The following is a 14312-nucleotide window of genomic DNA, read 5'->3' on the forward strand; positions in this document are numbered from 1 at the left end:
ATGCACGAGACCCTTCCCCCCAAACAGGCAAACCCCCTGCGGGATCCCCGCGACCGGCGCCTGAGCCGGATCGCGGGGCCGTCGTCGCTGGTGCTCTTCGGAGTCACCGGTGACCTCGCCCGCAAGAAGCTCATGCCCGCCGTGTACGACCTCGCCAACCGCGGCCTGCTCCCGCCCAGCTTCGCCCTCATCGGGTTCGGCCGGCGCGACTGGACGCACGAGCAGTTCGCCGAGGAGGTCCGAAACTCCGTCAAGCAGTATGCGCGCACCCCGTTTAACGACACGGTGTGGGAGCAGCTCGAGGCCGGAATCCGTTTCGTCCAAGGCAACTTCGACGACGACGACGCGTACGTCCGCCTCCAGGAGTCGCTGAGCGAGCTCGACGAGACCCGGGGAACGCGCGGAAACCACGCGTTCTACCTCTCGATTCCGCCGAAGGCCTTCGAGATTGTGTGCCAGAAGCTGTCCGAGCACGGGCTCGCCGAGCCCCGAGACGGCCAGTGGCGGCGCGTTGTCATCGAAAAGCCGTTCGGACACAACCTCGAGTCGGCCCGGGAACTGAACAACATCGTCGAGCAGGTCTTCCCGCCGGACGCGGTGTTCCGCATCGACCACTACCTTGGCAAGGAGACGGTCCAGAACATCCTGGCCCTGCGCTTCGCCAACCAGCTGTTCGAGCCGCTGTGGAACGCCAACTATGTCGACCACGTGCAGATCACCATGGCCGAGGACATCGGCATCGGCGGACGCGCCGGGTACTACGACGGCGTCGGCGCCGCTCGGGACGTCATTCAGAACCACCTGCTGCAGCTGCTCGCCCTCACGGCCATGGAGGAGCCCATCTCCTTCAACGCCGAGGACCTGCGCGCGGAGAAGGAGAAGGTCCTCGCCGCCGTGCGGCTCCCCGAGGACCTGACCTGCTACTCCGCCCGCGGCCAGTACGACAGCGGCTGGCAGGGCGGCGAGGAAGTCAAGGGCTTCCTCGACGAGGACGGCATCCCGGCCGATTCCACGACGGAGAGCTTCGCCGCGATCCGCCTGGACATCAACACCCGCCGGTGGAGCGGTGTGCCGTTCTACCTGCGCGCCGGCAAGCGCCTTGGCCGCCGCGTCACGGAAATCGCGGTCGTGTTTAAGCGCGCCCCGAACCTGCTTTTCCTCGACCACAACGAGGACGACTTCGGCCAGAACGCCGTCGTCATCCGCGTCCAGCCCGACGAGGGGGCGACGATCCGGTTCGGTTCGAAGGTTCCGGGCACGCAAATGGAGGTCCGCGACGTCACCATGGACTTCGGGTACGGCCACTCCTTCACGGAGTCCAGCCCCGAGGCCTACGAGCGGCTGATCCTCGATGTGCTGCTGGGCGAACCGCCGCTGTTCCCGCGCCAGCAGGAGGTCGAACTGTCCTGGCAGATCCTGGATCCCTTCGAGAAGTTCTGGGCGTCGCTGGACGAGCAGCCCGAAAAGTACAGGCCGGGCAGTTGGGGTCCATCCTCCGCCGATGAGCTGCTGGCCGCCGATGGCAGAAGCTGGAGAAGGCCATGATCGTAGATCTTCCGAATACCACCACCTCGAAGGTCTCCAAGGAGATCACGAGCCTGCGCGACCGGGGCGGCGTCGTCGCCCTCGGCCGGGTGCTCACCCTCGTGGTGATCACCCGCGCCGGGGCCGAGGAGGAGGCGATCCGGGCAGCGAACGAAGCGAGCCGGGAGCACCCCTGCCGCATCATCGTGCTGGCCCAGGGATCGCCCGATGACCCCACGCGCCTCGACGGCCAGATCCGGGTGGGCGGTGACGCCGGCGCCTCCGAGGTGATCGTGCTCCGCGGCTCCGGGGACCTGGCAAACGAGAATGAGTCCCTCGTGTCGGCCCTGCTGCTGCCGGACGCCCCAATCGTGGCCTGGTGGCCGCACCACATGCCGGCGGCGGCGGCCCAGACCTCCATCGGGGCCATCGCCCACCGCCGGATCACCGATTCCTCCAACGAGGCGGACCCGGCCGCGGCGCTGTTCACCCTGCAGAAGACCTATTCAGCAGGCGACACGGACCTGGCCTGGACGCGCCTGACGAACTGGCGCATTCAGCTCGCGGCCGTCCTCGACCAGGCCGAACCGTCGACGATCACCGAGGTGACGGTCGAAGGCGCCGAGGATTCCCCCAGCACGGTCCTCCTGGCCGCGTGGCTGACCCAGGCACTGGATGCGCCGGTGACGATTGCCGCCGGTCCCGCCGGTACCGGGCTGCACCGGGTTCGGCTCGCCCGGGACAACGGGGACATCGAGCTTCACCGTCCGGGCAGGGATGTGGCCGAGCTGCACCAGCCCGGCCAGCCGGTCCAGCGGATTTCGCTGCCGCGCCGCAGCCTTGAAGAGTGCCTCGCCGAGGAGCTTCGTCGACTTGACCCGGACGACGTATTCGGGGAAGTTATCACCGAAGGCCTTGCGAAAACGAACCTAAGGAGCGTACAGACCAGTGAACGCTGAGCCAAAGATCAGTATCCACCCCGGCCCGACCCTGCTTGCCGCCTCAGTGGCGTCTCGCCTGATCACCCGACTCGTCGATGTGCAGAACGAGCGCGGGACGGCCACGGTGGTGCTGACCGGAGGCTCCATCGGCACGGCTGCCCTGAAGGCCGTGTGGGACTCCCCCACCTGCCGGACGGTGGACTGGTCGCAGGTGCACTTCTGGTGGGGCGACGAGCGGTTCCTGCCGGCCGGTCATCCCGACCGCAATGCGGTGCAGGCCCGTGAGGCACTGCTGAACCACCTTGCCGTGGATCCGGCGAAGGTCCACGAGTTCGGCTCCAGCGACCAGTTCCCCGACCAGGACGCCGCCGCCGCCGATTACGCGGCACGGCTGCAGGAAGCGGCCGACGCGGAAGCGTTGGACGACGCCGCCGATCCGCGGCTCCCGCGGTTCGACGTGCTGATGCTCGGCGTCGGCCCGGACGCCCACATCGCCTCGCTCTTCCCGGAGCTGGCGGGGATCCGGACGAAGGGCTCGACCGTCGTGGGCGTCGCCGACGCACCCAAGCCGCCGCCGGAGAGGATCTCCCTCACGCTGGAGAGCATTCGCTCGGCGGAGGAGGTCTGGCTGGCGGTGGCCGGTGAGGACAAGGCCGGAGCGGTGGGCCTGGCCCTTGCCGGTGCCGGTTCTGTCCAGGTTCCCGCCGCCGGTGCCCGCGGCCGGAACAAGACCCTGTGGCTGATCGACCAGGAGGCTGCCGTGCAGCTCCCGGGCCGCCTGATCAACCGCGAGGACGCCGAGCAGTAGCAGGCCCTCGGGCGGACACGCTCGCCCGCTGACGACAAAGCCCCGCCGCTTCCATCCGGAAGCGGCGGGGCTTTCTCGTTAGGGCTTGACTGTTCGTTCCGGTGACGTGCGGTTCATTCCGCACGCTGCGGGGTCGGGGCGGTCCTGAGGGTCAGGAGTCGCCGAGGAACCGCTGGATCAGTCCAAGAGCGATGATCACGGTGCCCCAGGCCAGGCCCAGCGCCACGGTGAAACGGTTCAGGTTGCGCTCGGCAACTCCTGAGGAGCCCATGCTTGAGGTCATGCCGCCGCCGAACATGTCGGACATGCCGCCGCCGCGGCCCTTGTGCAGCAGGATCAGCAGCGTCAGGAGCAGGCTGGTGACGCCCAGCAGTACGAGCAGGATGATTCGGAGAATTTCCACGGGGCCCTTTCAAGGCTGAGACCCGCCGGTGGCGGGGAGGCGCGACTAGCCTGTGACCAGGTGCTGTTCGAACCTGACAATACTAGCAAACTCGGACACGTCGAGGCTCGCACCGCCGACGAGCACGCCGTCGACGTCGCGTTCCTTGAGGATGGCTCCGGCGTTGGCGGCCTTGACCGATCCGCCATAGAGCAGGCGGACCTTCGCGGCCGTGTCGCCGTCGAAGAGTTCGCCCAGTTCGGCGCGGATCGCCGCGCACATCTCCTGGGCGTCCTGCGGTCCGGCCACCTCGCCGGTGCCGATCGCCCAGACGGGCTCGTAGGCCACGACAAGCCCGGCGGCCTGACCGGCGTCGAGGCCGGCCACGCCCCGGCGGAGCTGTTCGAGGGTGTGCTCCACGTGGGTGCCGGCCTGGCGGATCTCAAGGCCCTCCCCGACGCAGAGCACGGGCACGAGGTCGTGCCGGTACGCGGCGTGCACCTTGGTGTTGAGCAGCTCGTCGGATTCGGCGTGGACAGTGCGGCGCTCGGAATGGCCCACCAGCACGTACGTGCAGCCGAGGCGCTTCAGGAACTGCCCGGAGATGTCCCCGGTGTAGGCGCCGGAGTCGTGCGGGGAGAGGTCCTGCCCGCCGTACACCACGGGCAGGTCGTCGCCCTTCACGAGGGTCTGCACACCGCGCAGGTCGGTGAACGGAGGGAACACCGACACATCAACCCTGCCGAAGTCGTGGTTGGCGTCGTCGAGGGTCCACGCGAGCTTCTGCAGGAACGTGATGGCCTGGACATGGTCAAGGTTCATCTTCCAGTTACCGGCGATCAGGGGGCGCCGGTCGAATACGCCGTTCGTCGAGGTGGTCATAGCGAACTCTCTTTCAGTCGTCAGGAGCCGCAGGACCCACCCGTGCGGGCGGGTCCTGCGGCGGAAATGTTCCCGTGCCGGTGGCCTCAGGCGCGCTCGAGCGCCGTCAGGCCGGGAAGCTCCTTGCCTTCGAGGTATTCGAGGCTTGCCCCACCTCCGGTGGAGATGTGGCCGAACTGGGAGTCCTCGAACCCGAGGCCCCGGACCGCGGCGGCGGAGTCTCCCCCACCCACCACCGTCAGGGCGCCGTTGTGCTGCGCCTCGACGAGGGCCTGCGCAACCACGCGGGTCCCCTCGGCGAACGCCTCGAACTCGAACACGCCCATGGGCCCGTTCCAGAACACGGTCTTCGCCTGCGCGATGTGCGCCGCGAAATCGGAGCCGCTGGCCGGTCCGATGTCGAGGCCGATCCCGCCGGCGCCGTAGGGGCCGGACTCGATCGCATCCGCCGCCAGCACACTGGAGCCGGCGTCGGCCGCGAACTTCTCGGCGACCACGATATCCGTCGGGAAGACGAACTCGGTGCCCGCCTCGGCCGCCCGGTCGAGGTAGCCGCGCACCGTATCCAGCTGGTCGGCCTCAAGCAGGCAGCCACCCACCTTGTGCCCCTGGGCGGCCAGGAATGTGAAGACCATTCCTCCGCCGATCAGGAGCCGGTCGGCCTTGCCCAGCAGGTTCTCGATGACCGCCAGCTTGTCGGAGACCTTCGATCCGCCCAGGACGACCACGAAAGGCCGCTCGGGGTCCGTGGTCAGCCGCTGGAGCACCTCGACCTCCGCCTTTACCAGGTCGCCCTGGTAGGAGGGAAGGATCGCGGCGAGGTCGTACACGCTTGCATGCTTGCGGTGCACGGCACCGAAAGCGTCGTTGACGTACGCCCCCGAGCTGCCGGCGAGCCCCGCGAGCTCGTGTGCGAGTGCTGCGCGTTCGCCCTCGTCCTTGCTGGTCTCGCGCGGGTCGAACCGCACGTTCTCGAGCACCAGGACCTCACCGTCGGAGAGGGCCTGGGCTGCTGCCCGTGCCTGCTCGCCGGCGGTATCCCCCGCGAGCGTCACGGGGAAGTCCGCAAGCTCGGCCAGGCGGTCGACGGCGGGGCGGAGCGAATACTTCGCCTCGGGCGCACCCTTGGGACGCCCGAGGTGAGCCATCACGATGACGGCGGCGCCTGCCTCGCTGAGCTTGCGCAGCACGGGAAGCGACGCCCGGAGGCGCCCGTCGTCGGTGACCCGCTGGGAGCCGTCAAGGGGAACGTTGAGGTCCGAGCGGACCAGGATCCGCCGGCCGCGGACCCCTTCCGCCAGGAGGTCGTCAATCGATGCGTAGCCCACCGGGTCAGGAGAGCTTGGAAGCGACGATTTCGGTGAGGTCAACGAGGCGGTTCGAGTAGCCCCACTCGTTGTCGTACCAGGACACAACCTTGACCTGGTTGCCGATGACCTTGGTCAGCCCGGAGTCGAAGATCGAGGACGCCGGGTCTCCGACGATGTCCGAGGACACGATCGGGTCCTCGGTGTAGGTCAGGTAGCCCTTCAGGGGGCCTTCGGCGGCGGCCTTGTAGGCGGCGTTGACCTCGTCGACGGTGACCTCCCGGCCGACCGTGACGGTCAGGTCGGTGGCCGAGCCGGTGGGTACGGGGACGCGGATGGCATACCCGTCGAGCTTGCCCTTGAGCTCGGGCAGGACCAGGCCGATGGCCTTGGCGGCTCCGGTGGAGGTCGGCACCATGTTGATGCCGGCCGCGCGGGCGCGGCGCAGGTCCTTGTGCGGCCCGTCCTGGAGGTTCTGGTCAGCCGTGTAGGCGTGGACGGTGGTCATCAGACCGCGTTCGATGCCGAATGAGTCCTGGAGGACCTTCGCCAGCGGGCCCAGGCAGTTGGTGGTGCAGGAGGCATTGGAGATGATGTGGTGGTTCGCCGGGTCGTAGTCCCCGTCATTGACGCCCAGGACCACGGTGAAGTCCTCGTCGGAGGCCGGAGCCGAGATCAGGACCTTCTTCGCCCCCGCGTCGATGTGCTTCTGCGCATCGGAGGCCTTGGTGAAGAACCCCGTGGATTCGATCACGATGTCAACGCCCAGGTCGGCCCAGGGCAGGCTTGCGGGGTCGCGCTCGGCAAGGACCTTGATCCGCTTGCCGTCGACCACGAGGTCCCCGCCGTCGGCCTCAACGCTCACGCCCAGGCGCCCTGCAACGGAGTCGTACTTGAGCAGGTGGGCCAGGGTCTCGGGGCTGGTGAGGTCATTGACCGCCACGATTTCCAGATCCGCGCCCTGATCGAGCACCGCCCTGAAGTAGTTACGGCCGATCCGGCCAAAGCCATTGATTCCAATACGGGTAGTCACTGGTTTCCATCTCCTTATTAAGTGAGGCTGCCGGGCCTCCGGCCTGTCCGGCCGGTCCGGCAGCTGCTTGCGCTGCACGCCGTTGTGCGGGTCCGATGATCCTTTTCGGTCCATCAGGTTCTGCGGTGCGTCGGGGCGGGGGCCTGCGCCCCCACCCCGACGCGCGTGCCCGACCCGCAGGGGCGGGCACAGGCGGAACGCAACCGGGCGTTAGACGCCGGGGACGACCAGGCTCGATGCGCCGGACCGGGCGCGGTCAAACCGTGCCGCGACGTCGGTCCAGTTCACGATATTCCAGAAGGCCTTGACGTAATCGGCCTTGACATTCACGTAGTCGAGGTAGAAGGCGTGCTCCCACATGTCGAGCATGAGCAGCGGAATGGTTCCGACCGGAACGTTGCCCTGCTGATCGTAGAGCTGCTCGATCACAATGTTGCCGCCGAGCGGCTCGTAGGCGAGGACCGCCCAGCCGGAGCCCTGAAGGCTGATGGCGGCGGCGTTGAAGTGGCTGCGGAAAGCCTCGAAGGAACCGAACGCGTCGTCGAGTGCGGCAGCCAGCTCACCGGTGGGGAGGTCCCCTCCGTCCGGGGAGAGGTTCTTCCAGAAGATCGAGTGGTTGGTGTGGCCGCCAAGGTGGAAGGCCAGGTCCTTCGACAGCTTGGGAATATTCCCAAATTCACCCTTTTCGCGGGCCTCCGCCAGCTGTGCCAGCGCGTCGTTGGCACCCTTGACATAGGTGGCGTGGTGCTTGCTGTGGTGCAGCTCCATAATCCGCGCGGAGATATGCGGTTCAAGGGCCGCATAATCATAATCAAGGTCGGGCAGCATGTACTGGCTCACGAATTTCCTCCATCTAATGGTGTACCTTTCCGGGGCCGCTTCCGGGCCGGTGAAGGCCGGAGAAGAACCGCCGTGGTCCCGCCGCCGAAGCGGCAGGCTTGCCCTCCCATCCTATGCAACGATTCACTCGTCCAGCATGTCGGCGGTGACATTGGCGTCGGTTCCCGGAATCCCGATCTCCTGCGCCCGCTTGTCGGCCATGGCCAGCAGCCGGCGGATCCTGCCCGCGATGGCGTCCTTCGTCATCGGAGGGTCGGCGAGCCGGCCGAGTTCGTCGAGGCTTGCCTGCTTGTGGCCGACCCGCAGCTCCCCCGCGTACCGGAGGTGCTCCGGGACGGACTCGCCGAGGATCTCGAGCGCCCGCTCCACGCGGGCCCCGGCGGCCACCGCTGCCTGCGCGGACCGGCGCAGGTTGGCGTCGTCGAAGTTCGCCAGCCGGTTCGCCGTGGCACGGACCTCCTTCCGCATCCGCCGTTCCTCCCACACCATGAGGGCGTCGTGGGCGCCCATGCGGGTGAGCAGCGCCGCAATGGTGTCCCCGTCGCGGATCACCACGCGGTCCACGCCCCGGACCTCCCGCGCCTTGGCGGCGATGCCGAGGCGGCGGGCGGCGCCCACGAGGGCCAGCGCGGATTCCGGGCCCGGGCAGGTCACCTCGAGGGAGGACGAGCGGCCCGGCTCGGTCAGGGACCCGTGTGCCAGGAACGCGCCGCGCCAGACGGCCTCGGCGTCGGCCGCGGAACCGTTGACGACGGCGGAGGGCAGCCCGCGCACGGGCCTGCCGCGGGTATCGAGCAGGCCCGTCTGACGGGCGAGGGACTCACCGTCGCGCACCACCCGAACCACGTAGCGGTTGCCGCGGCGCAGGCCGCCGCCGGACACAACGATGATTTCGCTGTTGTGCCCGTAGACCTCGGCAATGGCCGAGCGGACCCGGCGTGCCGTCGACGCGAGGTCGACCTCCGCTTCGATCACGATCCGGCCCGAAATGATGTGCAGCCCGCCGGCGAACCGCAACAGGGCGGACACCTCGGCCTTGCGTACCGAGGACTTTTTAACTTCGAGGTGCGAGAGCTCCTCTTTGACGTCCGCAGTCAGCGCCACCAGTTCACTCCTAGTTCTCCCCAAACATGTCTTTGTACGCCGTTGCGAGACGAAGCGGATCATGGACGGGTTTTCCGGTTGAAGAACCCACTTTACCCAGAACGGCCCGGCCCCCCATCCCGGCGACCGCCGCCTCGAACTGGGCACGGTCTCCCACGACCGCAGGATCGGCCAGCACGACGTCCACGGTGAACTCCGGCGCGTAGCGCTTGATCACGGCGAGGTGGTCCACGGCGGTCATGCCCTGGGTCTCCTTGGTGTCATTCGTCATATTCATCGTCAGGCACCGTTTGGCGGAGGTGCGGCAGAGCGCGTCACGGAGCTCGGGAAGCAGCAGGTGCGGCAGCACCGAGGTGTACCAGGAGCCCGGGCCGAGGATCACCCAGTCGGCCAGTTCGATCGCCTCGAGGGCGTCCTTGCAGGCCGGCGCCGCCTCCGGGAGCAGCCGGACGTTGCTGACATTCCCGCCCTCGGCGGCGACCGCCAGCTGGGCCTGCCCGACGATGGTCTTCACCCGCAGCCCTCCCCCGGACTCGGTGAGGATATCCCCCTCGATGGTCAGGGGCACGCTGGCCATCGGCACGACCTTGCCGCGGGCCCCCAGCAGCGCTCCGGCCCACTGCAGGCCCGCCACTGGGTCGCCGAGCAGCTCCCAGAGGGTCACGATGAGCAGGTTTCCCAGCGCGTGGTTATCGAGCGAGCCGTCGACGCCCTCGGTTGAGGTGAAGCGGTGCTGCATGACGTCGCGCCAGGTGCGGCCCCAGTCCGTGTCATCACACAGGGCGGCAAGCGCCATCCGCAGGTCCCCGGGCGGAAGCACCCCAAGTTCCCTGCGCAGCCGGCCGGAGGACCCGCCGTCGTCGGCGACGGTGACCACGGCGGTGAGGTCCTGGGTCAGCAGGCGCAGCGCGGACAGCGAGGCGGACAGCCCGTGGCCGCCGCCGAGCGCCACCACCGAGGGCGTCTTCTCCACCGGCTCCCCGTCGCGCCGGTTCGCCGTCGGAACAGGGATCAGGGGCAGCGGCCCCGAAAACAGTGCCACTATTCCCGCCCCAGGTCCCGGTGGTGGGAGGCCACCTGCACCCCGGGCAGCTGGGCGAGCCGCTGGGCGATCTCCTCGGTCACCGCAACGGAGCGGTGCTTGCCTCCCGTGCAGCCGACCGCGATCGTGGCGTAGTGCTTGTTCTCGCGGCGGTAGCCGTCGAGCACCGGGATCAGGGCGTTCACGTAGCGGCTGACGAAGTCCGCGGCGCCGGCGGCACCCAGCACGTACTCCCGCACGGGCTCATCGAGCCCGGTCTGCGGGCGGAGCTGCGGCACCCAGTGGGGGTTGGGGATGAACCGGACGTCGGCCACAAAGTTCGCGTCGACGGGGAGGCCGTACTTGAAGCCGAAGCTCAGCACATTGAGCCGCAGCACGATCGGCCCGGACTCCGAAAAGAGTTCGGTGACGGCGGTGGCCAGCGCGTGGACATTGAAGTCGGTCGTGTCCACCACGATGTCGGAAGCGTACTTCACCTCCTTGAGCACGTCCCGTTCGGCGGCGATGCCGTCAAGGATCCGGCCGTCGCCCTGCAGGGGGTGGGGGCGCCTGCCCTGTTCGAACCGGCGGACCAGTTCGGCGTCGTCGGCGTCAAGGAAGAGCACGCGGTAGTTGACCCCGGCCGCACGCAGCGCGGCGAGGGCGGCCTTGATGTCGTTGAACAGCTTCTTGCTCCGCACATCGATCACCACGGCGAGCTTCGGGATGGACTGGGGCATGCGGGCCACCAGCTCGGTCAGCGTCCCGAGCATCTGCGGCGGCAGGTTCTCGACGACGTACCAGCCGTGGTCCTCAAGCGCGTGAGCCGCCGTGCTGCGTCCGGCACCCGACATGCCTGTGACGACCAGCAGCTCCGATTCGGTGGGTTTGACCGGGGTCAGGCTGTCAGCCTCAGTCATGTATGCGTCCGTTCCGGCGTAGGTGGTGCGGATATGCTGCGCCGCAGGCAGCGGGCGCCGTCCTCAGCCTAGCTAAGAATCGAGGATCTCGCCCGTGGTCAGGTTCACAGCGGGAGCAGCGTCCTGCACCGCCCCGCCGGCCAGCCCGTTCCGGATGGCTTCGGCCATGGCCGGACCGATGCCCGGGACCTCCAGCAGGTCCTCCACCGAGGCGGCCTTTAGCTTCTTCACCGACCCGAAGTGCTTCAGCAGGGCCTTGCGCTTCGACGGCCCAAGCCCCGGGATTCCGTCGAGGGCCGATTCGGTCATCGACTTCCCGCGCTTCTGGCGGTGGAAGCTGATGGCGAAGCGGTGGGCCTCGTCCCGGATGCGCTGCAGCAGGAACAGTCCCTCCGAGGCCCGCGGCAGGATGACGGGGAAGTCGCTGCCGGGCACCCACACCTCCTCGAGCCGCTTGGCGAGGCCGACGACGAAGACGTCGTCGATGCCGAGGTCCGCCAGCGCGCGGGAGGCCGCTGCCACCTGGGGCGGGCCGCCGTCGACGACGACCAGGTTCGGCGGGTAGGCGAACCGGTTCTTCGTCGTCGCCGTCGTGGTGTCCGCCAGCGGAACGGCCTCCGCCCCGTCATCCGCGCCGGGGGCCGCCAGGGAACCGGTGCCTTCCCCGTCGGCCGGGGAGCCGGTGCCGTTGCCGGTGTCCTCAGGCATGCGGCCGGCGAGGTAGTTCCGGAACCGGCGGTAGATCACGTCGTACATCGAGGCGGTGTCGTCGCGGGCGGCGTCGCCGGTGATGGAGAAGCGGCGGTATTCCGACTTGCGCGGCAGTCCGTCCTCGACCACCACCATGGAGGCGACGACATTGGTGCCGGAGACGTGGGAGATGTCGAAGCATTCGATGCGCATCAGCGGCTGCGGCAGCTCGAGCGCCTCCTGCAGTTCGGTCAGCGCCGCCGACCGCGTCGTAAGGTCCCCGGCGCGCCGGCTCTTGTGCAGGCGCAGGGAGTCCGCGGCGTTCTGCTGGACCGTGCCCATCAGGGTGGCCTTGTCGCCGCGGACCGGTACCCGCACGTCGACGCGTGCCCCGCGGAGTCCGCGCAGCCACTCAAGGACCTGCTCGGAATTGCTGGGCATCACGGGCACGAGGACCTCGCGTGGAATTCGGTCGTTGCCGGCTCCGCCCTCGCCGTACACCTGCTGCAGGAGGTGCTCCACCAGGTCGGGGGTATCCATGTCCTCGACCTTCTCCACGACCCAGCCGCGCTGGCCGCGGATGCGCCCGCCGCGCACATGGAAGACCTGCGCCGCGGCCTCGAGCTCGTCCTCGGTCAGGGCGAAGATATCGGCGTCGGTGTCCTCGCTGAGGACGACCGTATTGCGTTCGAAGACCCTCCGGAGCGCGGCGATGTCGTCCCGGGTCCGTGCCGCGGCTTCGTAGTCGAGTTCGGCGACCGAGGCGGCCATTTTCGATTCGAGCCCGGTGATGAAGCGCTTGGCCTCGCCCGACATGAATGCCACGAACTCTCCGGCGAGGGCCTTGTGGTCCTCCGGGGAGATCCGCCCGACGCAGGGCGCCGAGCATTTGTCGATGTAGCCCATCAGGCAGGGCCGGCCGGAGCGTTCGGCACGCTGGAAGACGCCGGTGCTGCAGGTGCGCACCGGGAAGACCCGCAGGAGCGTGTCAACGGTCTCCCGGATGGCCTTCGCGGGGTAGAAGGGCCCGAAGTACCGGGTGTCCTTCTTCTTGTCGCCGCGCATCACCTGCACTCGGGGGAACTTCTCCCCCATTGTCACCGCCAGGTACGGGTAGGACTTGTCGTCCCTGAACATCACGTTGAAGCGCGGGTTGAATTCCTTGATCCACGTGTATTCGAGCTGGAGGGCCTCGAGTTCGCTTCCCACGACCGTCCACTCCACGCCGGCGGCGGTGTGGACCATGGCCCGGGTGCGGGGCATCAGCCCCTGCGGGTTCGCGAAGTAGGAATTGAGGCGGGAGCGCAGGTTCTTCGCCTTGCCGACGTAGACGACCCGGCCATGCTCGTCGCGGAACCGGTACACTCCGGGGTCCTGGGGTATTTCCCCCGCCTTGGGGCGGTAGCTTGCTGGGTTTGCCACAGCTCAATCCTATGTTCTTTGACCGGGCGGCCCTGACGCTTCAGCCCTGCGCGCACCGGTGCTGCGGTGCGGGCGCACCGGGCGGCGGAGCGGTGGGGCCCGCTATTCCGCGGGCGCGCCCTTGTTGTAGCTGGCGGAGCGCTGCTGCCCGCTGAGCGCGGCGATGGAGTCCATGATGGTGTCGGTGGCGCTGCGCCGGGCCGGCAGCGGATGGCCCGGTCCGGTCTTCTCGAAGTACAGGGGTGCGCCGATCCTCATGGTGAAGTGCTGGGGCCGGATGCCGTTGCTGCCCGCCGGCTGCAGCGCCTCGGTCCCGATCAGGCCCACCGGGACCACCGGCGCTCCGGTGGTCAGCGCCAGCCAGCCCACGCCGGTCCGTCCCCGGTAGAGCAGCCCGTCGCGGGACCGGGTGCCCTCCGGATAGATGCCGACGCCGCTGCCCTCCTCGAGCAGGTCGAGCAGGGTCTTCAGGGCCTGCACGCTGGCCGCCTGTTCGCCCCGCTGCACCGGAATCGAGCCGACACCCTCGAAGAAGGAGCGCATCATCGCCCCCTTGACGCCGGTGCCGGTGAAGTACTCGGCCTTCGCGAAGAACGCCACCCGGCGCGGCATCAGGGCCTGGATGAGGACGCTGTCGAGGAAGGAGAGGTGGTTGGCCGCGACGATGAACGGACCCTCGGCGGGGACATGCCCGAGCCCTTCAACGGTAGGCCGGCAGAGACCGGCAATGAGGCCGCGCGTGGTGCTGCGGGTGAGGTCATAGATTCCCACGCAGCACCTCCAGGAGCTTGTCTGCGCTGTCGACGACGGCGATCGCGCCGGCCTCCTCGAGCTCGCCGGGAGCGGCGAAGCCCCAGGACACCCCCACGCAGCCAAGCCCATTATCGGCCGCCCCGAGCACGTCGTGCGAGCGGTCCCCGACCATGATCGCGCTGCCGTAGCGGCCTGCGTGTCCCGCCAGCGCCGCAGCGATGATGGGCTTCTTTCCCGGAAGTGCAGCAGCGGCGCGTTCGTCCCGCGGTGCCCCGTGCACCGAGTCGAACAGCCCGATCATTCCCTGGGCCGTCAGCAGTTCCTCGGCGAGCCACTCCGGCTTCTGGGTGGCCACGGCCACCCGGGCCCCGTCCGCGCGCAGCGCGCGCACACAGTCGGCGATCCCCGGGTAGGGGCGGCTCTGGGCCATGCCGATGGAGCGGTAGCCGGCGCGGTAGGCGCCCATCACCGGGTCGATGAGGTGCTCGGGTACGCCGGCGATGCTCCGCAGCGAGGTGACCAGTGCCGGGCCCACCATGCTCGAGAGCACGCGCGGGTCCGGCACGGGCAGCCCGTGCTCCCGCAGGGCCGCTTCGATGCCTCCGGTGATCGACCCGGCGGGGTCGATCAGGGTTCCGTCGAGATCGAAGAGGACGAGCGCCTGCGAATTAGTCACCGGGCAAGT

General features: G+C 68.7%; 14 protein-coding genes. 3 read left to right on the forward strand and 11 right to left on the reverse strand.

From position 1 onward, the window contains the following. Genes zwf through pgl form a run of 3 tightly spaced genes read left to right on the forward strand, consistent with a single transcriptional unit; the run spans position 1 to position 3273 of the window. Positions 1 to 1545, forward strand: coding sequence for a glucose-6-phosphate dehydrogenase (gene zwf, locus GVV86_RS13360; protein ID WP_159616363.1), 1545 nt, complete (start codon positions 1 to 3; stop codon positions 1543 to 1545). Beyond that, positions 1542 to 2483 carry a glucose-6-phosphate dehydrogenase assembly protein OpcA gene (locus GVV86_RS13365; RefSeq protein ID WP_159616361.1) on the forward strand — a complete coding sequence of 314 codons (942 nt, stop codon included), beginning with the start codon at positions 1542 to 1544 and terminating at the stop codon, positions 2481 to 2483. Before zwf ends, GVV86_RS13365 begins: the two co-directional genes overlap by 4 nt. Then, positions 2473 to 3273, forward strand: coding sequence for a 6-phosphogluconolactonase (gene pgl / locus GVV86_RS13370; RefSeq protein ID WP_159616359.1), 801 nt, complete (start codon positions 2473 to 2475; stop codon positions 3271 to 3273). Before GVV86_RS13365 ends, pgl begins: the two co-directional genes overlap by 11 nt. A gap of 151 nt (positions 3274 to 3424) precedes the next feature. On the opposite strand, the gene secG is transcribed toward pgl, so the two are convergent. The 11 genes from secG to GVV86_RS13425 all read right to left on the reverse strand — a co-directional run bounded on the left by secG (position 3425) and on the right by GVV86_RS13425 (position 14303). Further along, positions 3425 to 3676 (reverse strand): preprotein translocase subunit SecG, encoded by a 252-nt coding sequence (gene secG, locus GVV86_RS13375; RefSeq protein WP_159616358.1) that lies wholly within the window; start codon positions 3674 to 3676, stop codon positions 3425 to 3427. Positions 3677 to 3721: 45 nt separating this feature from the next. Continuing rightward, a complete protein-coding gene (gene tpiA / locus GVV86_RS13380) occupies positions 3722 to 4537 on the reverse strand; it encodes a triose-phosphate isomerase (RefSeq protein ID WP_159801257.1) in 816 nt (271 codons plus the stop codon). Between the two features lie 86 nt (positions 4538 to 4623). After that, positions 4624 to 5865 carry a phosphoglycerate kinase gene (locus GVV86_RS13385; protein WP_159616356.1) on the reverse strand — a complete coding sequence of 414 codons (1242 nt, stop codon included), beginning with the start codon at positions 5863 to 5865 and terminating at the stop codon, positions 4624 to 4626. A gap of 4 nt (positions 5866 to 5869) precedes the next feature. Then, positions 5870 to 6877: a type I glyceraldehyde-3-phosphate dehydrogenase gene (gap, locus tag GVV86_RS13390; RefSeq protein ID WP_159801255.1), complete on the reverse strand. Its 1008-nt coding sequence runs from the start codon at positions 6875 to 6877 to the stop codon at positions 5870 to 5872. Positions 6878 to 7087: 210 nt separating this feature from the next. Continuing rightward, positions 7088 to 7717 carry a superoxide dismutase gene (locus GVV86_RS13395; protein WP_159616354.1) on the reverse strand — a complete coding sequence of 210 codons (630 nt, stop codon included), beginning with the start codon at positions 7715 to 7717 and terminating at the stop codon, positions 7088 to 7090. A gap of 123 nt (positions 7718 to 7840) precedes the next feature. Beyond that, positions 7841 to 8821 (reverse strand): DNA-binding protein WhiA, encoded by a 981-nt coding sequence (gene whiA / locus GVV86_RS13400; RefSeq protein ID WP_120168237.1) that lies wholly within the window; start codon positions 8819 to 8821, stop codon positions 7841 to 7843. Positions 8822 to 8831: 10 nt separating this feature from the next. Beyond that, positions 8832 to 9863, reverse strand: coding sequence for a gluconeogenesis factor YvcK family protein (locus GVV86_RS13405; protein WP_159616353.1), 1032 nt, complete (start codon positions 9861 to 9863; stop codon positions 8832 to 8834). Beyond that, complete coding sequence (gene rapZ, locus GVV86_RS13410) at positions 9863 to 10762, reverse strand: RNase adapter RapZ (RefSeq protein WP_159616352.1); 900 nt, start codon at positions 10760 to 10762, stop codon at positions 9863 to 9865. The genes GVV86_RS13405 and rapZ overlap by 1 nt, the downstream gene beginning before the upstream one ends. A gap of 72 nt (positions 10763 to 10834) precedes the next feature. Next, the gene (gene uvrC, locus GVV86_RS13415) at positions 10835 to 12874 is read right to left on the reverse strand and encodes an excinuclease ABC subunit UvrC (protein WP_159801253.1); all 2040 of its coding nucleotides are present in this window, start codon (positions 12872 to 12874) and stop codon (positions 10835 to 10837) included. A gap of 102 nt (positions 12875 to 12976) precedes the next feature. After that, on the reverse strand, positions 12977 to 13645 hold the full coding sequence (locus GVV86_RS13420; RefSeq protein ID WP_159801251.1) for a lysophospholipid acyltransferase family protein: 669 nt from the start codon (positions 13643 to 13645) through the stop codon (positions 12977 to 12979). Continuing rightward, positions 13632 to 14303, reverse strand: coding sequence for an HAD hydrolase-like protein (locus GVV86_RS13425; RefSeq protein ID WP_159801249.1), 672 nt, complete (start codon positions 14301 to 14303; stop codon positions 13632 to 13634). The genes GVV86_RS13420 and GVV86_RS13425 overlap by 14 nt, the downstream gene beginning before the upstream one ends. Positions 14304 to 14312: the final 9 nt, after the last annotated feature.

Source organism: Arthrobacter zhaoguopingii (assembly GCF_009828595.1).
Classification (GTDB): Bacteria; Actinomycetota; Actinomycetes; order Actinomycetales; family Micrococcaceae; genus Arthrobacter_D; species Arthrobacter_D zhaoguopingii.